Source organism: Rothia sp. SD9660Na, assembly GCF_030064065.1.
GTDB lineage: Bacteria > Actinomycetota > Actinomycetes > Actinomycetales > Micrococcaceae > Rothia.
The window spans coordinates 523,888-547,902 of record NZ_CP125946.1 but is presented as its reverse complement, the minus strand read 5'-3'; the positions used below and the strand labels follow the sequence as shown (position 1 = coordinate 547,902).

The 24,015-nt window shown below is 61.2% G+C and carries 24 protein-coding genes and 1 tRNA gene; 7 read left to right on the top strand and 18 right to left on the bottom strand.

The window, feature by feature from the left end:
• Positions 1 to 80 precede the first annotated feature (80 nt).
• The 3 genes from QM007_RS02790 to modA are packed head-to-tail and all read right to left on the bottom strand — an operon-like array spanning position 81 to position 3,082.
• A complete protein-coding gene (locus QM007_RS02790; RefSeq protein WP_283490465.1) occupies positions 81 to 1,442 on the bottom strand; it encodes a molybdopterin molybdotransferase MoeA in 1,362 nt (453 codons plus the stop codon).
• Entirely contained in the window at positions 1,439 to 2,305 is an 867-nt protein-coding gene (locus QM007_RS02785; protein WP_283490464.1) for an ABC transporter permease, read from the bottom strand. The genes QM007_RS02790 and QM007_RS02785 overlap by 4 nt, the downstream gene beginning before the upstream one ends.
• Before the next feature lie 9 nt (positions 2,306 to 2,314).
• Complete coding sequence (gene modA / locus QM007_RS02780; RefSeq protein WP_283490463.1) at positions 2,315 to 3,082, bottom strand: molybdate ABC transporter substrate-binding protein; 768 nt, start codon at positions 3,080 to 3,082, stop codon at positions 2,315 to 2,317.
• A 144-nt stretch (positions 3,083 to 3,226) separates the two neighbouring features.
• Here modA and moaA point away from each other — a divergent pair, with 144 nt between their 5' ends.
• From moaA to QM007_RS02755, 5 genes are all read left to right on the top strand, one after another.
• Positions 3,227 to 4,360 (top strand): GTP 3',8-cyclase MoaA, encoded by a 1,134-nt coding sequence (gene moaA / locus QM007_RS02775; RefSeq protein ID WP_283490462.1) that lies wholly within the window; start codon positions 3,227 to 3,229, stop codon positions 4,358 to 4,360.
• A 59-nt stretch (positions 4,361 to 4,419) separates the two neighbouring features.
• Positions 4,420 to 4,701, top strand: a complete 282-nt coding sequence (locus QM007_RS02770; protein WP_283490461.1) for a ubiquitin family protein — start codon at positions 4,420 to 4,422, stop codon at positions 4,699 to 4,701.
• Positions 4,702 to 4,710: 9 nt separating this feature from the next.
• Positions 4,711 to 5,325: a molybdenum cofactor guanylyltransferase gene (gene mobA / locus QM007_RS02765; RefSeq protein ID WP_283490460.1), complete on the top strand. Its 615-nt coding sequence runs from the start codon at positions 4,711 to 4,713 to the stop codon at positions 5,323 to 5,325.
• A gap of 10 nt (positions 5,326 to 5,335) precedes the next feature.
• Positions 5,336 to 6,565, top strand: a complete 1,230-nt coding sequence (locus tag QM007_RS02760) for a molybdopterin molybdotransferase MoeA (protein WP_283490459.1) — start codon at positions 5,336 to 5,338, stop codon at positions 6,563 to 6,565.
• A 138-nt stretch (positions 6,566 to 6,703) separates the two neighbouring features.
• Positions 6,704 to 7,714 carry a LacI family DNA-binding transcriptional regulator gene (locus tag QM007_RS02755; protein ID WP_283490458.1) on the top strand — a complete coding sequence of 337 codons (1,011 nt, stop codon included), beginning with the start codon at positions 6,704 to 6,706 and terminating at the stop codon, positions 7,712 to 7,714.
• 89 nt (positions 7,715 to 7,803) lie between these two features.
• On the opposite strand, the gene QM007_RS02750 is transcribed toward QM007_RS02755, so the two are convergent.
• The 14 genes from QM007_RS02750 to QM007_RS02685 form a co-directional block, all read right to left on the bottom strand.
• Positions 7,804 to 8,448: a GNAT family N-acetyltransferase gene (locus tag QM007_RS02750; RefSeq protein ID WP_283490457.1), complete on the bottom strand. Its 645-nt coding sequence runs from the start codon at positions 8,446 to 8,448 to the stop codon at positions 7,804 to 7,806.
• A 134-nt stretch (positions 8,449 to 8,582) separates the two neighbouring features.
• Positions 8,583 to 10,592 carry a sucrose-specific PTS transporter subunit IIBC gene (locus QM007_RS02745; protein WP_283490456.1) on the bottom strand — a complete coding sequence of 670 codons (2,010 nt, stop codon included), beginning with the start codon at positions 10,590 to 10,592 and terminating at the stop codon, positions 8,583 to 8,585.
• A gap of 224 nt (positions 10,593 to 10,816) precedes the next feature.
• Positions 10,817 to 11,383: a PTS sugar transporter subunit IIA gene (locus tag QM007_RS02740; protein WP_283490455.1), complete on the bottom strand. Its 567-nt coding sequence runs from the start codon at positions 11,381 to 11,383 to the stop codon at positions 10,817 to 10,819.
• A gap of 164 nt (positions 11,384 to 11,547) precedes the next feature.
• Entirely contained in the window at positions 11,548 to 13,029 is a 1,482-nt protein-coding gene (locus QM007_RS02735) for a glycoside hydrolase family 32 protein (RefSeq protein ID WP_283490454.1), read from the bottom strand.
• A gap of 152 nt (positions 13,030 to 13,181) precedes the next feature.
• Positions 13,182 to 14,204 (bottom strand): endonuclease/exonuclease/phosphatase family protein, encoded by a 1,023-nt coding sequence (locus QM007_RS02730; protein ID WP_283490453.1) that lies wholly within the window; start codon positions 14,202 to 14,204, stop codon positions 13,182 to 13,184.
• Between the two features lie 130 nt (positions 14,205 to 14,334).
• The gene (gene rplL / locus QM007_RS02725) at positions 14,335 to 14,712 is read right to left on the bottom strand and encodes a 50S ribosomal protein L7/L12 (RefSeq protein WP_283490452.1); all 378 of its coding nucleotides are present in this window, start codon (positions 14,710 to 14,712) and stop codon (positions 14,335 to 14,337) included.
• A gap of 120 nt (positions 14,713 to 14,832) precedes the next feature.
• Positions 14,833 to 15,342, bottom strand: coding sequence for a 50S ribosomal protein L10 (rplJ, locus tag QM007_RS02720; protein WP_283490451.1), 510 nt, complete (start codon positions 15,340 to 15,342; stop codon positions 14,833 to 14,835).
• 239 nt (positions 15,343 to 15,581) lie between these two features.
• Positions 15,582 to 16,640, bottom strand: a complete 1,059-nt coding sequence (locus QM007_RS02715) for an ABC transporter ATP-binding protein (RefSeq protein ID WP_283490450.1) — start codon at positions 16,638 to 16,640, stop codon at positions 15,582 to 15,584.
• A 79-nt stretch (positions 16,641 to 16,719) separates the two neighbouring features.
• Positions 16,720 to 17,640: a hypothetical protein gene (locus tag QM007_RS02710; RefSeq protein ID WP_283490449.1), complete on the bottom strand. Its 921-nt coding sequence runs from the start codon at positions 17,638 to 17,640 to the stop codon at positions 16,720 to 16,722.
• 181 nt (positions 17,641 to 17,821) lie between these two features.
• Complete coding sequence (gene rplA / locus QM007_RS02705) at positions 17,822 to 18,514, bottom strand: 50S ribosomal protein L1 (protein WP_185174246.1); 693 nt, start codon at positions 18,512 to 18,514, stop codon at positions 17,822 to 17,824.
• A gap of 140 nt (positions 18,515 to 18,654) precedes the next feature.
• On the bottom strand, positions 18,655 to 19,086 hold the full coding sequence (gene rplK / locus QM007_RS02700) for a 50S ribosomal protein L11 (protein WP_283490448.1): 432 nt from the start codon (positions 19,084 to 19,086) through the stop codon (positions 18,655 to 18,657).
• Positions 19,087 to 19,481: 395 nt separating this feature from the next.
• A complete protein-coding gene (gene nusG / locus QM007_RS02695; RefSeq protein WP_283490447.1) occupies positions 19,482 to 20,228 on the bottom strand; it encodes a transcription termination/antitermination protein NusG in 747 nt (248 codons plus the stop codon).
• Positions 20,229 to 20,329: 101 nt separating this feature from the next.
• The gene (gene secE / locus QM007_RS02690; RefSeq protein ID WP_237194772.1) at positions 20,330 to 20,593 is read right to left on the bottom strand and encodes a preprotein translocase subunit SecE; all 264 of its coding nucleotides are present in this window, start codon (positions 20,591 to 20,593) and stop codon (positions 20,330 to 20,332) included.
• Positions 20,594 to 20,668: 75 nt separating this feature from the next.
• Positions 20,669 to 20,741 (bottom strand) — tRNA-Trp (locus tag QM007_RS02685).
• Between the two features lie 248 nt (positions 20,742 to 20,989).
• Between QM007_RS02685 and QM007_RS02680 the strand changes: the two genes are divergently transcribed.
• Together QM007_RS02680 and QM007_RS02675 are read left to right on the top strand one after the other, a co-directional pair.
• Positions 20,990 to 22,192: a pyridoxal phosphate-dependent aminotransferase gene (locus QM007_RS02680; RefSeq protein ID WP_283490446.1), complete on the top strand. Its 1,203-nt coding sequence runs from the start codon at positions 20,990 to 20,992 to the stop codon at positions 22,190 to 22,192.
• Between the two features lie 425 nt (positions 22,193 to 22,617).
• Positions 22,618 to 23,649, top strand: a complete 1,032-nt coding sequence (locus tag QM007_RS02675; RefSeq protein ID WP_283490445.1) for a 6-phosphofructokinase — start codon at positions 22,618 to 22,620, stop codon at positions 23,647 to 23,649.
• An 81-nt stretch (positions 23,650 to 23,730) separates the two neighbouring features.
• Here the strand turns inward: QM007_RS02675 and QM007_RS02670 are convergent, their stop codons facing one another.
• Positions 23,731 to 23,988, bottom strand: coding sequence for a hypothetical protein (locus QM007_RS02670; protein ID WP_237194777.1), 258 nt, complete (start codon positions 23,986 to 23,988; stop codon positions 23,731 to 23,733).
• Between the last annotated feature and the right edge of the window lie 27 nt (positions 23,989 to 24,015).

Sequence of the window (24,015 nt, the reverse complement as noted above, 5' to 3'; positions counted from 1 at the left end):
GATTCTTGGCTAGCCTCTCAACACAAAATTAATCAGTATTTACTATACGTGATTTGCAGGCGGGGTAACTTTTGGTGCATCTACAGGGGAATATACCGTACCAGCTCACCGCCGCGATAGGTACGCCCGGGTTCCAGTTCCACCAGGGCATCGGCGCGGGCTGCCTGTAGTAGCAGGTGGGAGCCCGTAGCCGCGCTTGGGGCCAGCAGGGTCAGGACGCTCCCGTCCGGCTGGACCTGCCGGGTCAGCTGAGCCCGCCGGTACTGGGTTTTACCTTCCGGGGCAGCAAGGGGAGCTTCGAGCACTAGCTGGCCACAGGCGGTCTCCCGTTCTTCGCCCACCAGATGAGCCAGGGCTGGCCGCAGCAGCAGGTGGTAGCTGATGAGGGTACTGACCGGATTACCCGGCAGGCAGACCACCGGCAGTACCCTGCCAGCAGGAAGACCCAGCAGGGCCAGGCCCTGGGGGCCGCCGGGCTGCTGGGTGGCGTGACCAAACCAGTGCGCAAGCACCCGAACCGTGCCTCCAGCGGCAGTGTTCGGGGCAGCAGGGTTAGTAGCCAGGGCCGCCAGACCCAGACGAACCACCTCGTACTTACCGTGGCTGATACCACCGCTGGTGACAATCACATCGGGCACCCGCTCTGCGAGCGCCCTACCTAGGGCCGCAGTAAATTTTTCAACAGAATCACCGATGGGTAGGTGGTCGGTGGTGCAACCGTCCTGCTCGGCAAGGGTGGTGAGCACCGGCCCGTTGGCATTGAATATCTGCCCCGGGGCAGGGGCTGCGCCAGCAGAAGCCACCTCGTCGCCCCCGGTAATGATGAGCAGGCGCAGAGGGCGGTAGACCTCCACTTCCCCAATCCCCTGGGCGGCTAGAGCACCAAGCAGGGCCGGAGTCAGACGGCTACCGGCATCGGCCAGGAGCTGACCGGCTGCAACGTCCTCCCCCACGCTGCGCACAAAGGTACCGGGAGAAACCTGCGGTAGCTCAACCTGCCCGCCCTCGCCCACGAAACCGGCGGCGTCCGGCTGCCCTACCAGCGGACGGCTGCGCTCAACCGGTACCACGGTGGTGTACCCAGCAGGCACAGGAGCCCCAGTCATGACGGGGTAGACCACATCATCAGCCACCGGCAGCCCGCTCACAGGCGCCCCGGCGGGAATATCGGGCCCCACCCGAAAGATACGAGCTTCCCCCTGCGCCGCACTACTGGTCAGAGCGTAGCCGTCCATCTGGGAGTTGACGAAGGAGGGCTGTGGAATCAAGGCGTAGAGGGGTTCTGCGAGCTGGCGGCCGGCAGCCTGCTGGAGGGGTAACCGCTGACTGGTGAGGGTGACGGTAGCAGCTACCAGTTCACGCACACGGGCAGCATAGGTGCCCGGCGCAATACTCTCCCCCGCGGGGAGCAGCCGGTTAAGGGTCTCTTGGGCTTGTGTCATGCTCGGCGGTTTCCTTTCAGTCGGCCCAGCCAGAGGGCAAAGGCTCCGGCGGCCAGCAGGCCCAGGTAGAGGGCGATCAGCATGAGCGCCGCCCCCAGGGCAGCGTCCATGCGGTTAGAGCTTAAAGCCAGGTCGATAGCCAGCGGAAGAGTGCGGGTCACACCCTCAACATTCCCGGCGAAGGTGACGGTGGCACCGTACTCCCCCAGGGCGCGGGCAAAGGTCAGGACGGCTGCCGTCAGCAGGCCGGGAGCAGCCAGGGGTAAGAGCACACGGGTAGTAACCTCGGTGGGGCTCGCCCCCTCAAGCCGGGCAATCTCGGCGTATTCAGGGGGCAGCGCTCGCAGGGTGGTGACCAGGGTGGCCACAAAGAAGGGCAGGGCCACAAAGGTTTGAGCCAGAACCACAGCCAGCGGGGTGTAGGCCACCGAGAGGCCTGCCGTTTCAAGCCAGGAACCGAGCAGCCCTCGCCTGCCCCAGAAAAAGAGCAGGGCCAGACCAGAGACCACCGGGGAGAAGATGATGGGGGTGTAGATCAGCCCGTAGAGTACCCAGCTCAGGCGGCGAGCGCGAGACTGCTCGAGAACCGTGGCCAGTACTAGGGCTGTAGGGGTGCCTAGCAGGGCTGATACAGCGGTAGCAGCTAGAGCGGTGAGCACCGAGAGCCGGACGGCAGCCAGGGCAGCTGGTTCTGCCAGTAGCTGGGGCAGACTCCCCCAGGGCGTACGAACCAGGAGGGACAGTAGGGGACCCGCGACGAGTGCCAGGGTGAGCAGGGTGGGGAGCACAGCGTGCACGGGGACGGAAGTAAAGGGGCTGACCCGCACTCTTGGCGGTGGGGGTGCGGAACCGGGGGTGCTCATGGTTCTAGTTTAGGCAGGTTCGAAGCCGTAGTCGGTAAGAATCTGGGCGGCGGCACCTGAGGTCGTCAGCCAGTTCGCAAAGTTTTGGGCACTTTCCTTACCTTGACCGCTGCTGGTGAGGGCTAGGGGGTAGGCGTTGCGTTCAACCTGGGGCAGGGTGATGACGGTGATATCGTCGGTGGCTGAGATAGCGGTGGCGTCGGTGGAGTAGATGAAGCCGGCATCCACCTGGCCGGTGGCTACCTTGGTGGCAACTGCCGAGACGTTAGCTTCTTCGGTGGAGGTGGCTGGCGCTACACCCTGGCGGGTAAGTTCCTGGTGGGCCAGGCGTCCGCAGGGCACTTGCTCGGCGCAGATAGCGGTCAGGACGCCGGGTGCGGCCAGGTCATCAAGGCTATCAATGGCGGCAGGGTTACCTGGGGCAGTTGCCAGTACTAGGGCATTGGTGGCAATAGTCTCAGGGGTTGCAGCGGCGAGCTCTTCAACCTTTTCGAGGGCCTGGTCCATGGTAGTGCTATCGGCTGTAATGAGCAGGTCGGGGGTAGTGCCTTCGACCATCTGCGTAACCAATTGGGATGACCCTGCGTAGGTGGCAGTGATAGAGACCTGCGGGTTTTCTTGACGGTAGGCTGCTATGAGCTCATCACCCACAGCCCCCAAGGAGGCCGCAGCAAAGAGCTGAACTTCAGCGTCCTGCCCCTGTGGGGAGCTTGCTGCTCCCCCGCAGGCGGTCAGGCCCAGCAAAAGAGGGACGAGAAGGGTGCTCAGGCGGCGCATGGGGTCTCCGATGACGGGGTAACAGTGGCAGTGGTGGGGTCTTTATCTATAGATTAGTGTAGAGCCAGGTGGTGTTCTTCACCCGGTTTAGCTAGGCTAAATATTACATCTGAAATGCCGATTAAGATTTGTGAAAGTGCGGGTATGCCCCAGTCTTCAGCCCCCAAACCCCCGGTGCCCCTGGGTTCTTCCATCCCAGTTGTGACCGGCGGTGCCAGTGCAGCTGCACACCCGGACCTGCCCACCACCGGGCCTCTTGCCGACCGCTGGGGACGAACCGCCACAGACCTCCGCATTTCCCTGATGGACAAGTGCAACCTGCGCTGTGTCTACTGCATGCCCGCTGAAGGCCTCAACTGGCTGCCCGGCACACAGCTTCTAACCCTCGATGAGGTCACCCGCCTGGTAAGGGTAGGTGTGCGAGACCTAGGAATCGAAGAGGTACGCTTTACCGGTGGCGAGCCCCTAGTACGAGCTGACCTCACCGATATTATTGCTGCCGTCCGCGCCGAACACCCCCATCTGCCCATCGCCCTGACGACCAACGGCATCGGACTCGATAAAAAGGTAGATGCCCTGGTTCAGGCCGGGCTCAACCGGGTCAATGTCTCCCTCGATACCATCTGCCCCGAAACATTCGCGCAGCTCACCCGCAGGGATAAGCTAGCCTCGGTACTCACAGGTATTGAAGCCGCAGCTGCCGCCGGGCTCACCCCCCTCAAAATCAACGCGGTCCTCATGGCCGGCGTCAACGATGATCAGGGCCATGAACTCCTCACCTGGGCTTTAGAGGGCGGCTACCAGCTCCGCTTCATCGAACAGATGCCCCTGGATGCCGACCATAACTGGACCCGCGAAGGCACCATCACCGCCGAGCAAATCCGCCAGCGCCTAGCCGACCACTACGACCTGCTGCCTCACGGGCGTCCGCGCGGGGCCTCCCCCGCAGCCCTCTGGGACGTCTACCCGCTGGGTCACACTGGCGCAGCAGAGCCCCTGGGTCAGGTAGGCATTATCGCCTCAGTCACCGAGCCCTTCTGCTCAGCCTGTACTCGCACCCGCATCACCGCCGACGGCAAGGTACGCTCCTGTCTCTTCTCCCTGACCGAAACCGACCTCATGGGCGCCCTGCGCGGCGGAGCCAGCGATACTGAACTGGCCCAGATCTGGCGCGGAGCCATGTGGGTCAAGCCCAAGGCCCACGGCAAGGATACCGTCGGTTTCGACACCCCCGACTTCACCCAACCTACTCGATCCATGAGCGCCATCGGCGGCTAGTCATGGCCAACTAGCCCCTACAAGCCCACCACCTGTACAACGATATAAAGGTAAAAGACATGCAGATTAACTTCTTCGCTGCGGCCCGGGCGGCAGCTGGCCTACCCGGTGTGATGGTTGAGCTAGAGCAGCTCCCCAACCCCACACTCGCCGGTCTCCAGGCCTACCTAGCGCGCGAATTTACCGGGGCTACTCCCTCAGGTCAGACCCTGGCAGATATTCTGCCACGCTGCACCTTCCTGGTAGACGGGGTTGCAGCGAGCGCAGATTCCCTCGATGATGCAAAACTCCTGCAAGGGGCCCAGCGCCTGGACGTCCTACCCCCCTTTGCTGGTGGATAGGCAGCACGTATGACCGATATGAAGTATTCGGCCTTGATTTTGGCAGGCGGACGCTCCTCCCGCCTCGGAGGGGTGCCCAAGGCCCTCTTGTCGAATGGCTCGTCCACCCTGCTTGAGCAGGCCCTAGCAGCCTGCGCCGGGGCTAGCGCCCGCATTGTGGTGGGTCCAGCAGACCTTACTCTGCCCAGCGGTGTGTTCCAAACCCGGGAAGAACCAGCCTTCGGCGGGCCAGCAGCTGGGATCTCCGCTGGGCTGAGCGCCCTCAAGAAAACCAACCCGGGCCTCTTGAGCTCCTCCCAGCACTGGGTGCTAGTTCTTTCCTGCGACCTGCCCCGCGTTGGGGCCGCAGTTCCCCTGCTCCTTGAGGCGGCGGCATCCGCGCCGGAACAGCTTAGCGGCTACTGGGCTGTGGCGGAGGGTATCACTCAGCCCCTGCTGGGAATCTACCGGGCTACCTCCCTGGTCCCGGCCTTTGAGGGAGAAACCGCAAACGCCTCCGTCCGCCGTTTTCTCAGCCCCCTTGCACCCGCCGAGCTAGAACTGCCCGCCGAACTCACCGCCGACGTCGACACCTGGGAAGCCGCCCGCACTGCTGGCTACACCCAGGTTCCCCCTACCCCCTAAGGACAGCACCGTGCACCACACCAGCTGGCAGCAGGCCAGGCAGCTCCTACACCAGGCAGGGGCGACCCTTGCCCGAACCGATGAAGAGGTACCCCTCGCCCAGGAGGCTATCGGCAGAACCCTGAGCAAGGACGCCCGCGCCCTGCTGCCGGTGCCCCACTATGATTCCTCAGCTATGGACGGCTACGCCACCGCCGGTGCCCCACCCTGGCAGCTGCTCACCCACCCGCCAGCAGCAGAGGGCGAGAATATCCACCAGCGAGTTCTGCCCCTTACCCCCGGCCAGGCTACCCCCGTTCTGACCGGCGGGCTCATACCCCCGGGCACCGACGGCGTGCTTCGCCAGGAACACGCCCTAGCAGACGGCAACACGCTCAGACCCGACCCCAAGATTTTTAACCGGGGCTGCCCAGCCCCCGGTGCCGACATCCGACGGGCGGGTGAAGAACTTTCAGCCAACAGCACGGCACTTCCCGCGGGAACACCCATTACCGCCCGTCATCTCGGAGCCCTTGCCACCCTCGGCCTTGACACCCTCACCGTCACCGCCCGCCCCACCGTCGCTATCGCCTACACCGGCAACGAAATAATTACCTCCGGCCTCCCTGGCCCAGGCCAGGTGCGCGACGCCTACTCTATGGCCTTCCCCCACATCATCGAAAACCTGGGAGCCAGCGTTAGCAGCATCTGCCGTCTGCCCGACAGCAAAACCCAGCTCACCAACTGGCTCACCACCACCGGCGCCGACCTGCTACTTATTACCGGCGGCTCCTCTACCTCCACCGCAGACTGGGTGCGCCGCGCCCTAGCCGACCTAGGTGCAAGCTACCTCTTCGAATCCGTCACCATCCGTCCCGGCCACCCGGCCCTGGCCGCCCGCCTGCCGGCCAAGAGCAACCCAACCTCCCCTCTCGTCCTCGGCCTACCCGGCAACCCCCTAGCTGCCTATACCGCCCTCTACTCCTACCTGCCACCCTGGCTCACCGGCGCCACTGGTGCTCCCCTAGCCGAGCTGGCCGAAGGCGTCCTCACCCACCCGGTACCCGGCTACCGCAAACACGACCTGCGCCTGCTACCAGCTACCCTTACTACCACCCCCGAGGGCAGAAAGCTTACCCCCCTGCCCAAGACCCAGTCCCATATGCTCACTTCCTTTGCCACCGCCGACGCCCTGGCGCTCATCCCACCAGACGGAGCTGCATCCGGTCAGGCTGTCTCCTACCTTACTCTTCCCAGCTAGCCCCTTACCGGGGCAACGCCGTCAGTCTCAGAGCACAGCTTAGCTTCCATCACACAGCTCAACGCTTCTCAGGGCCTGTTAGACAGGCCCTATAATTAAGAACAGCCCGAGCCCACCCCCAACAGACCGGAGCACCGCGTGCCCAAACCAAAGCTTGGCGATGTCGCTGCACTGGCAGGCGTCTCCCCCACCACCGTCTCCCGGGTACTCAATAACCGGGGCTACCTTTCCGAAGCCACCCGCGTCAAAGTTTTCGACGCCATGCAACAGCTGGGCTACCGGCCCAACGCTATCGCTCGCTCCCTCCAGGGGCAAAAAAGCCAGCTCATCGGCCTGGTCTTCCCCTCGGTTGCCAACCCCTTCTACGGTGAGATGGCCTACCGCATCGAATCCCATCTAGCTGACATCGGATACAAAACCATTCTCTGCAACTCCAACGACCACCCCGAGTCAGAGCAGCGCTACCTGGACATGCTCATTGCCAACCAGGTCGACGGAGTCATTACCGGCGCTCATTCCCAGGTCGTCGCCAACTTCCCCCACCTGGGCGCTCCCCTGATTACCATCGACCGGCAAGAGACCGGCCGAGGCCCCAACATCAGTTGCGATAACTTCAACGGCGCCTACCGAGCTACCCGCCTGCTCCTGGACGGAGGTGCCACCAACGTCCTGCACATCACCTCAACCATCTCCCCCGACAACGCCCGCCAGCGCGGCTACCAGCTAGCCATCACCGAAGCAGGCTACGCCCCCCAGATTCTCGAGTTGGGTTTTACCACCCCGCAGGCCACCAAACGCGATCGCATTCATACCTATCTCGCTGAGCACCCGCAGGTTGATGCGGTTTTTGCCTCCAACGACGTCTACGCAGCCATGGTGCTGGGCTATGCCCGGACGGCAGGGCGGCAGGTGCCCGATGACTTGCAGGTCATCGGCTTTGACGGGACTGAAACCAGCCGGGCCCTTCTGCCCGAGCTGACCACCGTGGTACAGCCCATCGACGCAATGGCCCAGCGAGCTATCGCCCAGCTCATGCACGCCATGAACGAGGAAGAAAAAGAGCTCACCGGAAGCGATGTGCTCCCGGTGAGCCTACATGAAGGGTCAAGCACCCGCTCCTTGCTCTGGGCAGAGAGCGCGATGGCGTAAGCTAACGCCCTTGCCCTACCTCTCAATGATCTCTATTCTTTGACACATAGCGCACTCATGAGCGCCCCCGAAGCAGAGAAAAAAGAATATTAATTGCTTCTATGGTGGTCGTGAAGCGACACCTGGCTCACCGGTGCCGGGTGCAGCATCCCCAGGGCGGGCTTGCCGCCCTTGAAGCGGAAGAGCTCAACAAACCCGTGACGGGCGTAGAGGGAGGCTGACCGGTAGGTGGAGGCCTCTAGGTAGGCGGGCATCTCGCCCAGACGTTCACGGCGGTAATCGAGCAGGTGGGAACCGATGCCGTGCCCGCGGGCGTCCTCGTGCACCCCGATGGTGTAGAGGTACCAGTGGTCGAATTTGGGGCGGGCCGCTAGCAGGCGCAGCTCGGTGATGGTGGCGCGGGCCAGCCCCCTGCCCAGTACCCGGTAGTAGTCTGGCAGCGCTCTAATATCGGCGAGCAGGTTACCCTTTTGGGCCTCGGGTGAGAGCCAGAGGGCAGCGCCCAGCACCTTACCGTCGGCGGTGGCGGCAATATCGATGGTGCCCTTCGGGGCGTAGGTGGTACGCAGCTGGAACTCAAAAAGGCCACGGACGGTCTCTGTGCGGCCGTCCCCGCCCATGGCCTTGTTCATGACCGGGTCGTGCTCAAAGGCGTTAGTCAGCGCCTCGATGACGCCGGGGTAGTCAGCTTCGGTCGCTTCACGCACGGTGAAGTCGTAGGTTTTTGTGTCCACGGGGGATCCTCTCGTACAGAAGGTGGCAGTTCCAAGAGTAGCTGACTTTACCCCGCGAAGCGGTTAAGAAAGGAGCCCCGGCGGCGCCTGTGGTGAGCAGGACGCCGCCGGGGCAGAGGGCGCGAGTAGAGGCTTTAGGCTGTTGCGGCCTTAGCCTCTACAGCGATGAGTTCATCGGCTGCGGTTACAGTGGCGCCGGGGGCCACGGCCAGGACAGCTGATTCGATGGACTTCTTGGCGTTGGTGATAACCAGCGGGGTGGTCAGCGGGTAGCCTGCGGCCTTAATGGCGGCCATGTCGAACTCGACGAGCAGGTCGCCGCGCTTGACCTCCTTGCCCTTTTCGACGTGGGAGGTGAAGTGCTTGCCTTCAAGTTCTACGGTGTCAAAACCGATGTGCATGAGCACTTCTACACCCTGATCGGTGCGCATACCGACGGCGTGGCCGGTGGGGAAGGCAACGGTGACCTTGCCATCGGCAGGGGCGTAGAGCTTGCCTTCGGTGGGTTCAACGGCTGCGCCGGGGCCCAGGGCACCGGAGGCAAACATCTGGTCTGAGACCTGGTTCAGCTCCAGGGCTGTACCGGTGAGGTGGCTGGTTAGCTCGTAACCAGCGGTGCCGGTGACAGCGGGTGCGCCGGCGGCAGTAGCTGCTGAACCAGCTGCCACGGAGGCAGCAGTTGAAGTAGAAGCCTTCGCTGAGGCGGTAGCTCCAACCGTTTCTTCGGCAACCTGACCGGCAAAGGCCTTCTTACCGTAGATGAAGGAGGCTACGGTTGAGAGAACTGCTGAGGTAATGATGGCGATGGCGAAGCCAGCCCAACCGCTACCTGCTTCGGTGCTGATAGAGGGGAAGCCCAGGAAGCCAGCTGCACCGGGGGCCATTGCCTTAACACCAAAGAGTGCGATAAGGGTTGAAGCGACTGCTGCAGCGCCCATGGCAATGTAGAAGGGCCAGCGCAGGCGCAGGTTCACACCGAAGATGGCGGGTTCGGTAATACCCAGGAAGGCCGAGGGAGCGGTGGCACCGGCCAGGCCCTTCATCTTCTTGTCCTTGGTGGTCAGGTAGACGCCAAGAGCAGCGCCACCCTGGGCCACGTTTGCCATAGAGGCGATAGCAAAGATAAAGGAGCCGCCCTGGGTGAAGAGCTGCAGTTCGATGGGCGGGAAGGACTGGTGCAGGCCGGTAATGACGATCGGTGAGTAGACCAGACCGAAGAGGAAACCACCCACAGGGCCAGCTGTGGTGTAGAGCCAGTTGATACCGTCACCAAACATGGTGCCGAGCTTGAACATGGGCGGGCCAACCAGCATGAAGGTGGCAAAACCGGTAATCAGCAGGGTCAGGGTGGGGGTGAACATAAAGTCGATCACGCCCTTGAGAATCTTGTGGAAGAACTTCTCAATGTTAGCCAGCACAAAGGCGACCAGGATGATAGGTAGCACGGTGCCCTGGTAGCCAGCCTGCTGTACCTGAATACCGAAGACATCCCAGTAGGTCATGGTGCCATCTTGCAAGGCCTTAGCTACGTCGTAGCCGTTGACCAGGGAGGGGAAGACCATGGCGGCACCCATGGTCAGACCCAGGTAGGGATTACCACCAAAAACCTTAGTGGCGGTGAAGCCGACCAGTACGGGCAGGAAGGCGAAGGCTGCTGCTGAGAGCAGGTTGACAATGGAGGCAAAGCCCTCCCACGCCGGGTACATTTCGATCAGGGAGCGTTCCGGATCGAAAATCTTGGGGGCGGTCAGCACGTTATTGAGTGCCATGAGCAGACCGGCACCGACCAGCACGGGGATGATCGGCAGGAAGATCTCTGAGACGACCTTGATGAAGCGGGTGAAAAGGTTGCCCTGGTTAGCAGCTACATTCTTAAGCTCGTCTTTAGAGACCTGCTTCATGCCTGCTGCGGCCATGTGCTTGTAGACCTCATCAACATCGCCGGGGCCCACGATGATCTGGAACTGGCCGGAGTTATTGAAGGTACCCTTGAGGTCCTCATCGTTATCCAGGGCTGCCTGGTTGATGACGTTCATGTCTTTGAGCACCAGTCGCAGGCGGGTGGCGCAGTGGGCGCCCGCTGCGATGTTGTCCGTGCCGCCAACGGCGGTGAGGACTCGCTCAGCCACGGATTTATGATCCATGTCTTCTCCTTGTGGTTAGGGCCAGGTACCCTCACGTAGTTCACGACGGGTGAGCATCGTGGTTCTGATGTGGTTCAGCGCCCGGCGCGAGTGTGTCAGCTGTCAAAAACCAACATGCTAATCGTTTGACATACTAGCACCAAAAAAGGGGCCAAAACAGCCCCTTACAGAAGGTCGGTGACCACCTGCGTTAGGTGACCACCGACCCTATCTCAAGCTTTGTTTTAGCCCTTGCGGACGGCGGTGATAAAGTCACCACCGGCAGCTACCTCAGAGCCCAGGTTGGCAACCTGCAGATCAGCCACCGCGCTCTTAGCGTTGGTAATGACCAGCGGGGTGGTCACGGGGTAACCCGCAGTCTTAACCTGCTCCAGGTCGAACTCCACCAGCACCTGACCGCGGGTAACAGTATCGCCCTTCTTCACCTTGGGTTCGAAGAACTTGCCGTCCAGTTCCACGGTATCGAAGCCTACGTGAATCAGGATTTCCAGGCCATCAGCGGTGCGGATGCCAAATGCGTGACCGGTAGGGAAGGCAACGGTTACTTCGCCGTCTGCAGGAGCTACCACTACGCCAGAAGTCGGCTCAATAGCCGCGCCGGGCCCCAGGGCACCGGAGGCGAACATCTGGTCACTCACGCCGGCAAGCTCAACAACGGTACCGTTCATGTGGGCGGTCAGAGCGGACGCGCCAGCGGCGGACGGTGCTGCAGCGGGGGTAGCTGCGGGAGCGGGAGTCTGCGCTGCGGTGTCGTCGCTACCGCCGAAGAGCTTTTTGAAGAAGCCTGCCATGGTTGTCACCTCATAGTGGTTGGGAGTGGTGGGGCCGCTGTGTGCGGCGTCTCCACCAGCCTACCACCGTCGGCAACCTGTGAGACAGGTCTTACTGTTTCCTGCCGGTGCCAGGTCACGGAAAATTTTTCACCCCACGCACTAAGGCACCGGCCCCATTTACCCTAGTCTTCTACAAGCCGGGCAGCTTCGAGGCTCAGCACGGCCGCCTCGTCTGCTACCAGGCGGACGGTGCGCTTAGCTCCGGTGAAGTAGGTTCGGGATGAGAAGACGGCAGCTCCCCCATCGACAAATAGCTCAGTACCGGAGGCATCAACCAGCAGGTCAAAGGTACGGGTGGTGGCCTTTTCAAGGGTGCGGTGGCGTTCTGCCCCGCCCACGGTGTAACGGCTACCGGTGCGATCTAAGTGGGCTCCGTCCTCACTCAGGGTCAGAGCCAGAGCCTGGCCTGCGGCGTCCTCCACAATAATCTGTACGGGCTCGGCTACCGCTACCTCACCGCGCAGGCGCCAGACGCGGGCGTCCGCCAGTTCCGCAATCTCCCCCTCGGCCCCAGGGGGTACCGGGGCAGGTGCCAGGGCGCTATCGAGTTGTTCCACGGGGTTCTGGTACACACGACCCGCGCGCAGGGTCAGGCGGCGGGGGTAGGTCTGCATGTGCACCCAGTGGTTCTCCCAGGAGGGCTGGTCATCCTGGTCGGCGTTACCGAACCAGCCCTGGAGCACAGCGTGGGAGCCGTCTTCGCCCACCCCGTGGAAGCACTGGGGGGCGTAGAACTCGGTGCCAGCGTCCAGCTCGGTGAAGGCGGTAGTCACCTCAAACTGGGTGCCGGTGAGGGTGCCGACCACGTAGCCGGTCTGGAAGATGTTGTTGTACTTCTCCCCGTCGGCCTCCATACCCTGGGGGCTGAAAATCAGCACGTCCCTATGCTCGCCGCTTTCTTCGTCGCGCAGCTGAATCAGGCCGGGGCACTCGTACATGTAGCCCAGGTTGGCCAGGGCGGGGTCTGAGAAGGTGAGCTCCCCGTCGAAGGTCCAGGTGCGGCGATCAGGTGAGGAGTAGAGCACCACAGCCCCGGTTTCGTCCTCGCGCTGGGCGCCGATGACGGCGTAGAAGGTGCCCCCGCGTTCAATTACGTGAGGGTCACGGTAGTGGGCGGTGTAACCCTCTTCGGGGCCGTTGATAAAGACCTCTTGCTTGGTGAAGGTCTTACCCTGGTCAGGGGAGGTAAAGAGTACCTGGTAGGCCTCCCGGTTACCCTCAGCGTCCTTGACGTTACCAGTGTAGAAGAACTCAAAGGTGCCGTCCTCACCCACGAAGCCGGAGCCCGAGTAGCAGCCGTTCTTGTCGAACCAGTCGGTGGGGGCAATGGCGGTGCCGCGGTCCTGCCAGTGGGTCAGGTCGTCGCTGGTGGCGTAGCGCCAGAAGACGGCGCGGGTGGGGTGGACCGGGGAGTACTGGTAGAAGGCGTGGTAGGTGCCCTCGTGGTAGATCAGCCCGTTGGGGTCGTTAAGGCGGCCAACGGGGGGTGCCAGGTGCAGGGCCGGGTAATCGGGGTCGGCGCGGACCTGCTCATGGTAGGTGGCATAGGCTTGCTCGGTAGCGGCGAGTAGTTCGGTGGCGTCCGGACGTCCGGGCTTAGTCACGCGGGGCTCCTTGGGTGGGTGCGGTAGCGGGGTCTGTCAATCGTTTGTCATATCCAGCTTACCCCCTGCCTTCCCCGGAGCCTTAGGTCTACGGGGTACAGAGCAGACCGGCAAATATTCCAGTTTGCGAGAGGGGCTAGCCCACGGAGGTTCTACCGGCAGAGGCTGGTGGTGGCGCTTACGGCCAGATGGTCAGAATCGCCCACCTGCTGGTAGGTTATATCCTCGCTGTTAGCCGGTGGCCCCTGCATCACCATGATGTAGTCGATCGGGGCCCGCATTCCTAGCACTCCGCCGACTGGCCAAGTGCCCTCAATCCGGTGGGTGGCCAGGGCAGCATCCGCATCCAGCTGTGAGCCAGCCCCCGCATAGCTGGCTAAGCTGCCGTGCAGTAGGGTCGCGTTAAAGTCACCGGCTATCAGGTCGAGGCTCCCCTCATCGCGGGCCAGCCGGTCAATCGTAGCGAGATCGTCGCGCCACTGCTGCATGTAGATAGGGATGGGCGGGGCGGTATGCACCGCCAGCAGCTGGGGCTGCCCGCTGGCCTGGCTTTCAGGGGTCAGCAGAAGGGCTCCGAAGGTCATGGGCACCTCCTGCGCGGTGTAGGAGCCCAGCCGGTCGCTGACCAGGGTCAGGGTGGGAGCAATGTGGGTCTTCTCGCTGGTGGAGGCAAAGACCTGGTAGCCCGGAACTCCACCGGCTAGAGCGGGCGTGTCAGGTGAGACTTCAGGGAGCACCAGAAAATCCGGTTGATTAGCCAGTAGCCGGGCCAGGCTCTGGTCGGTGAGGGTGTCGAGGGCGTTATAGGTGGTGACCCGGTAGATCTGCATATTGACGCACCCGATGGCGGGCACCCCGCGTGCCTGATATCGCATAGCCCCGTAGGGGTCAATCACCGCCAGCAGGCTAGAAGCGGCACAGGCTAGTGCCGTCAGCCCGGCGAGGCAGCGGGTGATTGTGCTGGTTCTAAAGCGCAGGGCGACCAGCAGGGCCGCTATCAGGACGCCCGCCCCAGCTACCGCAAGCAGGGCGGGGAAGGCAACGGCCTGGGCTATGATCAGGCGGGTGGTCAGCCAGGCGGTAACCGGGTGGCCCGGCCTTAGGAGGATAGCTAGCCAGGTCAGAAAACCTGCCAACAGCAGGCACCAGAGCACACGAATCAGAGTCTTACCCATGACCCCAGCCTAGCTAAAACCAGCAGGTATGGGAAGAAACGGGCGGCGTCCATCCTTAAACAAAAAGCCGCAAGGGCGGCAACCCGTGATGGTTGCCGCCCCTGCGCCAAAGATAAGAAAAGTAAGAAACTTACTTGAGGGTGACGGTTGCGCCAGCGCCTTCGAGAGCTTCCTTAGCCTTCTCTGCGTCTTCCTTGGAAACGCCTTCGAGAACGGGCTTGGGAGCGCCGTCAACGAGGTCCTTAGCTTCCTTCAGACCCAGTGAGGTGAGGGCACGAACTTCCTTAATAACGCCGATCTTCTTGTCGCCAGCTGATTCGAGGATAACGTCGAATTCTGACTGCTCTTCAGCAGCAGCAGCGTCGCCACCGGCAGCACCAGCAACAGCAACGGGAGCAGCTGCGGTTACGTCGAATTCTTCTTCGAATGCCTTAACGAATTCGGAAACCTCAACGAGTGACAGTTCCTTGAATGCTTCAATGAGTTCTTCGATTGAAAGCTTAGCCATGAGATTGGCTCCTTCTTTGATTCAGTTGCAAGCCTCAGTATTTCAGCCTGCGAGCTTGAAAATTGTGGGGTGGCCCGGGCAAGTGGGCCGAAGTCTGTGCGGTGGGCAGAGACGAGGCGATTACTCGGCCTCGGGTGCTGCGCCTTCCTGCTCTTCGAGCTTGATACGCAGAGCGTCAACGGTGCGAGCAACCTTTGCGATTGCGCCCTTTGCGCCGCCTGCGACCTTTGCAAGAAGTACCTCGCGTGATTCGAGGCTTGCAAACTTGTTGATGCCAGCTTCGTCGAGAGCTTCGCCCTCGAAGTAACCGCTCTTAACGATCAGCTGGGGGTTAGCCTTGGCAAAGTCACGCAGACCCTTCGCAGCATCAATGAAGTCGCCCTTGATGAATGCGATTGCGCTGGGGCCGTGGAGCTGACCATCGAATGCGTCGATGCCAACTTCCTTAGCCGCGATAGCGGTCAGAGTGTTCTTTACCACGGCGTACTCGGTCTCAGCACCCAGTGCACGACGAAGTTCCTTCATCTGTGCAACGGTGAGACCACGGTACTCGGTGAGAATTGCGCCGTTTGAGGATTCAAGGAGTTCCTTGATCTCAGAGACGGCAGCAATCTTATCCTGTGTTGCCATGGTGTTCCTTCCAGTTCTTATCCCGCCAGGCCAACAAAAAATGCCCCGACGCGCAGGCATCGAGGCATAATACAAGCCCAGCTATAACTGGTTTGTATTCTGTTATCGGCACCTACGCAGGTGGGCTGGTCAGCCCTTATCGTACCTCTAAAAGGCACAGACCGGCGGTCTTTGGTTACTTCATCTAACCACGGTTTGCGGGGCCCTGGCAAGTTAAAACTGGGTTTAAGGGTGCTTAATCACTTAAATACATGCAGAGTACCTGGTCGGAGTTTCAGGTAGAGACCCTGTTCCGTACCTACCGGAGTTTCTGGCAGCACCGCAGTCAGCGGACTACCTGCGGGAAGTCTCACGGCACCGTCCGGGTGCGGCAACTCTACCGTCTGGGTACTTTCAAGGCTAAAACAGCTCCCCGCCGTATGGGCGAGTACGCCCAGCACCCGCACCGGCAGGGCCCCCGGGCTAGCGGCGTCCGCCCTCTCAAAACCGTGGGCGGAGATACCGGCCGGAACTACTTGCCCACCCCGTTCCACCTCTAGCTCGTTGTAGAGCGGGTGCAGCAGGCGGGCGACATGGGCGGACGCCGGGGCGGCCAGCACCTGCCCCGGGGTGGCGACCTGGGCCAGGCGTCCGCTCTCTAGTACAGCAAGCTGCTGGCCCATGGCCAGGGCCTCGTCGGGGTTGTGGGTGACGTAGATACCTGTAAACCCTAGCTGGCGGTGCAGGGTCAGCAGGTCAGCACGGATAGCTTCGCTCAGGTGCTCATCGACGCTGGAGAGCGGCTCGTCGAAGAGAGCCAGCGTGGGTTTACGTACCAGGGCCCGGGCGATACCGGCCCGCTGGGCTTGGCCACCCGATAGTTGCGCCGGCCTCTTGCGCAGGTGCTCCCCCAGGCCCAGGGTGTCGACGAGGGAAAGGTAGTGGTCGCGGTCCAGCTGCTCCTGGGCGCGCAGGCGCTGGGAGAAGAGGATGTTCTCTTCCAGGCTCAGGTGGGGGTAGAGCACGGGCTTTTGAAAGACAAACCCCACCGGCACGGCCCCTGCCTGCCGAGTCTTGGCCGAGCCCTTGATGCGGGCGCCTCCCCCAACGCCTACCGGCAGGTGGCCGAAAAGCACGCGACCGGCGTCCGCTTGTTCCAGCCCGGCAATAATGCGTAGCAGGGTGGACTTGCCCGACCCCGACTCCCCCACCAGGGAGAGCAGGCTGCCACCGGGCACGGTCAGGTCAATACCGCCAAGCACAGCGGACGCACCAAACCGCTTGGTCAGGCCGGTGATGGTAAGGGCGAGGCTGGTCATGACCTCTATTATGCCCGACGGCTGCACGGCAAGCCCTAACCGTAGTCTTCCCACCACAGCGCACGCTCGTTAGGGCAGGTCAATCAATTCGGGAGTCGGGGTAGCGCAGTTGACCTGCCTCTATGAGAACACGACAGGAGGCCGGGAGTGTTGTGCCGGTAAGTCCCGGTGCTAAACCTACTTCGTCTGACCGGGTCCACAGAGTTGGCTCAAGGTTCTTTCCCCATTTCAGGACACCGTGTACCCCACCCTCAACGTGGGCGACGTAGCCGAGTAGGTGGGGCGTGCCGTCCTCCTCATAGCGGTCAACAACCTGGCGAGGCCTCATAACGTGCACCAGTGAGTAGGGAGGCTTCTCAGGCGGATACGTCTCGCCTGTAGCGGGGGCGTAGGCAAACCAACCGTATTCGTTGGTGTCTTGGAGTGTAAACCAGTGGGGTAGGTGGCGTTCAAAGTTATGTTCGTTGATGGTCAGCTCATCGCTCAGAAGCTGTGGCAGGTCCCAGGTGATAACCTGCCCTTCGTCGATGGTCTCAGGGGCTTTGGCCGGCGCCTGGGCTAGGTACTCAATCAGGGTTTTCACGTGCGGGTGTAGCCAGTGGCCGGGGTCTTGTTCGTCCCAGCGGATTTCGCCGGTGCGGGTCAGCAGCCCCTGTGAGATGAGTTTGCCAGCGCGGTCTTCGAAGCGGGAGTGCGCTTCAAACCGATACATGGGTTCGCCGTCGCCACGTTCTTCTGCAGAGTACAGGGCGAAGATGTTGATGCGCATTTCGCTCTCGAAGGGGCCACCAGCATAGTTATAGATGGTGTAGTCGGGGGGAAAGTCCCCCTCGTGCAGGGTTTCTAGGCGGTAGAGAAAGACGGTTTGGCTCACCGGTTCTTGCAGGGCAAGCAGCCCGGGGTAGAGCGACTTTTCGTCGCGGTAGGCGGGCAGGTCGGACGGACGCGGGTAGGGGTAGTAGGCGACGCGGTACACGAGAGTTGGGCCTCCAGACATCATTGAAATAGGTGTGCTCTTGACCACAAGAATAACTGGCTGTGCCTGTGAAAGCTAGACCCGGGCGTCCGCGCACCCCGCCCTTGCTTCGCCCTCGCCCCGCTTCCCCGCCACAACAAAAAGGCAGGCTCCCCGCAACACATGCGGGGAGCCTGCCTTGTTTAACCGTTAGGGTCTAAGAAACTTAGGCTACGGTTGAGGGGTCGACGGGAACGCCAGGACCGAAGGTGGTGGCGATGGTTGCCTTTGAGATGTAGCGGCCCTTAGCTGATGAGGGCTTGAGGCGGTTAACCTCTTCGAGAGCTGCTTCGAAGTTCTCGGTCAGCTGCTCAGCGGTGAAGGAAGCCTTACCGATGATGAAGTGCAGGTTTGAGTTGCGGTCAACGCGGAAGTCGATCTTACCGCCCTTGATGTCGGCAACTGCCTTAGCAACGTCCATGGTGACGGTGCCGGTCTTGGGGTTGGGCATGAGGTTACGGGGACCCAGAACCTTACCCAGACGGCCAACCTTGCCCATCATGTCGGGGGTTGCAACTGCTGCGTCGAAGTCGGTCCAGCCACCAGCGATCTTTGCGATCAGATCATCTGAGCCAACGAAGTCAGCGCCTGCTGCTTCTGCTGCTTCAGCCTTTTCACCGGCTGCGATAACTACAACGCGGGCGGTCTTGCCGGTGCCGTTGGGCAGGTTGACGGTACCGCGTACCATCTGGTCTGCCTTGCGGGGGTCAACGCCGAGTCGCAGTGCGACCTCAACGGTTGAGTTGGGCTTGTCTGCCGCGATGTCCTTTGCTACTGCAATAGCCTCGGCGGGTGCGTAGAGCTTGTCCGCTTCGATCTTGGCTACAGCTGCCTGGTACGCCTTGCTGCGCTTTGCCATCTGCTTTTCTCCTTTGCAGGTGTGGTCTTTGGTGAGCCGCGCTCGGCTCTGCCACATGCCTCCCGGGTGGGAGACTCTAACAATTGTCTTTGGGTGAGGTGTTAACCTCGCTTCCCCGCGGTGGGCGGGGTGGAAGGGTTTTAGCCTTCGACGGTGATGCCCATGGAGCGGGCGGTGCCGGCGATGATCTTCGCTGCGGCATCGATGTCGTTAGCGTTCAGGTCTTCCATCTTGGTCTGGGCGATTTCCTTGACCTGGTCCATGGTCAGTGAGCCGACCTTCTGGGTGTGGGGAACGCCGGAGCCCTTAGCAACGCCAGCTGCCTTCTTGATGAGCTGTGCTGCGGGAGGGGTCTTGGTGATGAAGGTGAAGGAGCGGTCCTCGTAGACGGTGATTTCTACGGGGATGATGTTGCCGCGCTGGGATTCAGTGGCTGCGTTGTAAGCCTTGCAGAATTCCATGATGTTGACGCCGTGCGCACCGAGTGCGGGGCCAACGGGGGGCGCGGGGTTAGCAGCGCCTGCCTGGATCTGCAGCTTAATGAGGCCTGCGACCTTCTTCTTGGGAGCCATTTGTGTTTGGTCCTTTTCTTAGCTGGTGGACCGGCACACAGGAGTATGTACCGGGCGGTGGTGCTGCCATGGCGGCGGCTGCACCGTGTAGAGGCACACCGGCGTGGGTGCGCACATACAGTCTTCTATCTTAGTACGGTCTGGGCTTTAAAGCTATTGCGGGGCGGACGCCTGTCCCTGGGGGCTTGCTCACAGGGGCAGGTAGGTGCGGGGTTAGGTCAACTGTGCAAACGCCCTCACGATAGACTCCCCCGCATTTATTCTGGTTTACCCGCAACTAGTTGCGGGTAAACCAGAATAAATGCGGAAAACTCTAGTAGCCCTCCCCCACTGTTGAACAAACAAAAGGGCCGCCCCACATCAAGCGGGGCGGCCCTTGACCAGACAAGCTGGTTTTACATCTTGGTGACCTGTGAGAAGTTCAGGGTCACGGGGGTCTCGCGTTCGAAGACGGAAATCAGCACAACCATGGATGAGGCTGCGGCGTTGATCTCTGAGATAGTTGCGGGCATGCCCTCGAAGGGGCCTTCCTTAACGGTGACGGCCTCGCCAATCTCAAAGCCGGTCTCAACAGCGGGAGCAGCCTTGGGGGCGGCGCCTGCTTCTGCCTGCTCAGCTTCAAAGACGGGAGCCAGCATGTCGACAACCTCATCGAGGCGCAGGGGAACCGGGTTGTAGGCGTCCTGCCCGACGAAGCCGGTCACACCGGGGGTGTGGCGTACAACGCCCCAGCTCTCGTCGGTCAGGTTCATACGCACCAGAGCGTAGCCGGGCACGCGCACGCGGCGAACCAGCTTCTTGGTGGTGTTCTTGACTTCCATGACCTCTTCCATGGGGACCTGAACCTCGAAGATGTCATCTTCAGCGTTCATAGTCTGGGCACGGGATTCTAGGTTAGCCTTGACCTTGTTCTCGTAGCCGGCGTAGGTGTGAATGACGAACCATTCACCTTCCTGGCGGCGCAGCTTAGCCTTGAACTCTTCGAGCGGGTCAACGGCGGGCTCGCCAGCTTCTTCAGCTTCGGTGACTTCTTCGACGACCTCAGCGGCTGCTACTTCAACAGCCTCGTGGCCCTCTTCGGTTGCCTGCTCTGCAGGTTCTATGACCTCTTCGGTTTCAGGTGCAACTTCCTGCTCGGACACGCTTTCCTGCTTTCGTCATTGGGGTTTACTTGAAGGCGCGCACGCCCTACATACACAAAAGATTCTACGGGTTAGGCCGCCGTCGGCCTAGCTTCGTGCTTCTAGTTGATGCCGTTACCAAAAATCCAGAAGGCTCCCTGACCGAAAACGTAATCTAGGCCCGAGATGAAGAGCATCATAAAAGCAACGAAGAAAAGAACAATAATCACATACTGCACCAGTTCTTTACCGGTGGGGGTGGTGACTTTTTTGAGTTCTGCGATAACTTCGCGTAAGAACTGGAAAATGCGGCCGAAGAAGCCCAGCTTCTTCTCTGCGCCTGGTTCTTCAGAATCGGCGGTCCTGGCGGCGATTGATTTAGCCATGGTAGGCCCGCCCCTTTCTAGACTCATCATGAACATGAACTGTTCGATTGACAAATAAACCTGTGAGGCTTGAAGCAGGGCGGACAGGACTCGAACCTGCAACCTGCGGTTTTGGAGACCGCTGCTCTACCAATTGAGCCACCGCCCTTTGAAGGTTACCCCTTCAAGGAGGTTCAAACCCTTGCGGGCACAAACCTAAAGCTGTTCGGTTGCGAACAACGTTATCTACTGTAGAACATATTTTTTGCTTTGGCAATTTGGTGCGCGCCAGCCCCTCTTCAGGCACCCTCCCACCCTATGATTTAAGGGGTAGATGCCAGCTGCCGCGCTGGCGTCCGCACCCTTTTTGCCATAACCCAACGGTCCTACCCGCAGGACGGAAGCGAGAACCTCACCATGACTGCCCGCGTATCACGCCGCATTGGCGCTATCGCCCCCTCGGCCACCCTGGTCGTTGACGCTAAAGCTAAGGCCCTGAAGGCGCAAGGACGCCCGGTGATTGGCTTCGGTGCGGGCGAGCCCGACTTCCCCACCCCCGACTACATCGTGGACGCTGCCCGCAAGGCTCTCGATGACCCCGCTAACTTCCGCTACACCCAGGCTGCTGGTCTACCCGCTCTCAAGCAGGCAATCGTTGAGAAGACCAAGCGCGATTCCGGTATCGATATCGATGCCTCCCAGGTCATCGTGACCAACGGCGGCAAGCAGGCCGTCTACCAAGCCTTTGCCACCGTCGTCGACGAGGGCGATGACGTACTGCTACCCGCCCCCTATTGGACCACCTACCCCGAGGCTATCCGCCTGGCCGGTGGCAACCCCGTTGAAGTCTTCGCCGGAGCCGACAAGGAATACAAGGTCACCCCCGACATGCTGGAGGCAGCATACACCCCCGCCACCAAGGCCCTGATTTTCGTGTCCCCCTCTAACCCCACCGGCGCGGTCTACACCCCCGAAGAGACCAAAGCTATTGGCGAGTGGGCACTGGAGAAGGGCGTCATCGTACTCACCGACGAAATCTACGAGCACCTCACCTACGACGGCGTACCCTTCACTTCCATCGTCAAGGCCGTGCCCGCCCTGGCTGAGAACACCGTTATTCTCAACGGTGTTGCTAAGACCTACGCCATGACCGGCTGGCGCGTGGGCTGGATGATTGCTCCGGCTGATATCACCAAGGCGGCAACCAACCTGCAGTCGCACATGACCTCTAATGTCAACAATGTTGCCCAGCTGGCGGCACTTGAAGCTGTCTCGGGCTCCCTCGACGCCGTCAACGAGATGCACAAGGCCTTCGACCGCCGCCGCAAGACCATCGTTGAGGGGCTTAACGCTATCGAGGGCGTCCACTGCCCCACCCCCAAGGGTGCCTTCTACGCCTACGCCGACGTCACTGGCCTGCTGGGCAAGACCATTGCGGGCAAGACTCCGCAGACCTCCGCTGAGCTTGCCGAAATCATCCTGGAAGAGGCTGAAGTAGCGGTTGTTCCCGGTGAGGCTTTTGGTCCATCCGGCTACCTGCGCCTGTCCTACGCCCTGGGCGATAAGGACCTGGCTGAGGGTCTGGCCCGTATGCAGAAGCTGCTGGCAACCGCGCAGTAATTTGCCTGACGCGGGTATACAGGCGCGTGCGCCTCAGTGGTACGCAGGACGCCCCTTTGCCGACCAACCTTCTTGCTGGTTCGCTCTGGCTCGCAAGCTCGCCAGATTCGCGCCGAGATTATTTTCCTCGCGCGCTCGGAATCTCGACGCTCATCGACTGCAATTCATGCCAGCCCCAGCCAGTCGGCTCCAGGGGCGTCCGGAGTGCCAGAAACTAGAATCCTTCCCACCCCTAAAGTCATATTTGACTCTTACTCAGCGACCCAAAACATACAGCGCAACCTACCCCACAGCTACCCAACGTAATCCCTCTTTACTACAATAGAAACCAACAAAGACCCACACTTTGGACTGCCTAAACGGGCAGAAACCCAACAGGGTCACCACCATCATTCCCCACCAGGAATAACACAAGGAGTTTCTCCATGAAGATCGGTCTGCTCACCTCCGGCGGCGACTGCCCCGGCCTGAACGCTGTTATCCGTGGCGCTGTGCTCAATGGCGTCAAGACCTACGGCGATGAGTTCGTTGGCTTCCGCGACGGCTGGCGTGGCGTTGTTGAAGGCGACTTCATGGATCTGCCCCGTACTAAGGTTCGCGGTCTGGCTCGTACCGGTGGCACCATTCTGGGCACCTCCCGCACTAACCCCTTTGATGGCCCTAATGGTGGCCCCGAGAACATCGAGATCATGATGGAGCGCAACGGTATCGACGCTATTGTCGCTATCGGCGGCGAAGGCACCCTGGCGGGCGCTAAGCGCCTGGCTGACGCGGGCCTGCCCGTCGTCGGTGTTCCTAAGACCATTGATAACGATCTGCAAGCAACCGACTACACCTTCGGTTTCGATACCGCAGTTTCTATCGCAACCGACGCCCTGGACCGTCTGCGCACCACCGGCGAGTCCCACCACCGTGCCATGGTCGCTGAGGTTATGGGCCGTCACGTTGGTTGGATTGCCCTGCACTCCGGTATGTCCGGTGGCGCTCACGCTATTCTGATTCCCGAGGTCAAGGTCTCGATGGAAGAGGTTTCTGGCTGGGTCAAGGAAGTTCACGACCGCGGCCGCTCCCCCCTGATTGTTGTTGCTGAGGGCTTCATCCCCGAGGGCTTTGACGATGTGATGGCTGGTAAGGGCCAGGAGAAGGACGGCCGCCCCCGCCTGGGCGGTATCGGCGACTGGGTTGCCCAGGAGATCGAGCGCATCACCGGCATCGAAACCCGTAACACCACCCTGGGTCATATCCAGCGCGGTGGCGCCCCCACCGGCTTTGACCGCGTGCTCTCCACCCGCCTGGGCATCCAGGTTGTTGACATGATTCACGACAAGGAGTGGGGCAAGATGGTTGCCATGCAGGGCACCGAGATTAAGCGCGTTGACTTCGCTGAGGCCCTCAACGGCCTCAAGACCGTTCCCCTGCACCGCTATGAGGAGGCTAAGGTTCTCTTCGGCCGCTAGGCCCTAGAGGCATAAGAAGTGGCCCTCCTCCCCTGGCGGGGAGGAGGGCCACTTCTTTAGTATCGGTTGGTTTTATGCGCCTTATACGCCCTGTAGGGCGATGACTGCTGGGAGGGTTAGGATTAGCAGGGAGAAGGCCACTGCCCAGCCCCAGGTGCGGGCCAAGAGACTTAGCCCAAGGCCAAGAAGACCCAGCAGGGGTGCAAGAGCCCAGCTATAGCTGGTGGTAAGCCCTCCATAGGTAAAGGCAAGAGCACCTGCCAGAAATATAAAGGCAGCAAGCAGATTGAATTTTTGCCAGCGGGGGGAAGAGAATGTTCCCCACTGATTACCAGTCACGTAAGATACCATCTTGACCACCTTTTC

Excerpts from the sequence above, each read along its gene's own strand:
- QM007_RS02710 (WP_283490449.1), bottom strand. The coding sequence starts at position 17,640 with ATGATGTCTGGAGGCCCAACTCTCGTGTACCGCGTCGCCTACTACCCC.
- secE (WP_237194772.1), bottom strand. The coding sequence starts at position 20,593 with ATGGCTAAATCAATCGCCGCCAGGACCGCCGATTCTGAAGAACCAGGC.
- mobA (WP_283490460.1), top strand. The coding sequence starts at position 4,711 with ATGACCGATATGAAGTATTCGGCCTTGATTTTGGCAGGCGGACGCTCC.
- QM007_RS02740 (WP_283490455.1), bottom strand. The coding sequence starts at position 11,383 with ATGGCAGGCTTCTTCAAAAAGCTCTTCGGCGGTAGCGACGACACCGCA.
- QM007_RS02785 (WP_283490464.1), bottom strand. The coding sequence starts at position 2,305 with ATGAGCACCCCCGGTTCCGCACCCCCACCGCCAAGAGTGCGGGTCAGC.
- rplA (WP_185174246.1), bottom strand. The coding sequence starts at position 18,514 with ATGGCAAAGCGCAGCAAGGCGTACCAGGCAGCTGTAGCCAAGATCGAA.
- moaA (WP_283490462.1), top strand. The coding sequence starts at position 3,227 with ATGCCCCAGTCTTCAGCCCCCAAACCCCCGGTGCCCCTGGGTTCTTCC.
- QM007_RS02770 (WP_283490461.1), top strand. The coding sequence starts at position 4,420 with ATGCAGATTAACTTCTTCGCTGCGGCCCGGGCGGCAGCTGGCCTACCC.
- QM007_RS02680 (WP_283490446.1), top strand. The coding sequence starts at position 20,990 with ATGACTGCCCGCGTATCACGCCGCATTGGCGCTATCGCCCCCTCGGCC.
- rplK (WP_283490448.1), bottom strand. The coding sequence starts at position 19,086 with ATGGCTCCCAAGAAGAAGGTCGCAGGCCTCATTAAGCTGCAGATCCAG.
- QM007_RS02715 (WP_283490450.1), bottom strand. The coding sequence starts at position 16,640 with ATGACCAGCCTCGCCCTTACCATCACCGGCCTGACCAAGCGGTTTGGT.
- rplJ (WP_283490451.1), bottom strand. The coding sequence starts at position 15,342 with ATGGCAACACAGGATAAGATTGCTGCCGTCTCTGAGATCAAGGAACTC.
- QM007_RS02730 (WP_283490453.1), bottom strand. The coding sequence starts at position 14,204 with ATGGGTAAGACTCTGATTCGTGTGCTCTGGTGCCTGCTGTTGGCAGGT.
- modA (WP_283490463.1), bottom strand. The coding sequence starts at position 3,082 with ATGCGCCGCCTGAGCACCCTTCTCGTCCCTCTTTTGCTGGGCCTGACC.
- QM007_RS02675 (WP_283490445.1), top strand. The coding sequence starts at position 22,618 with ATGAAGATCGGTCTGCTCACCTCCGGCGGCGACTGCCCCGGCCTGAAC.
- QM007_RS02745 (WP_283490456.1), bottom strand. The coding sequence starts at position 10,592 with ATGGATCATAAATCCGTGGCTGAGCGAGTCCTCACCGCCGTTGGCGGC.
- rplL (WP_283490452.1), bottom strand. The coding sequence starts at position 14,712 with ATGGCTAAGCTTTCAATCGAAGAACTCATTGAAGCATTCAAGGAACTG.
- QM007_RS02790 (WP_283490465.1), bottom strand. The coding sequence starts at position 1,442 with ATGACACAAGCCCAAGAGACCCTTAACCGGCTGCTCCCCGCGGGGGAG.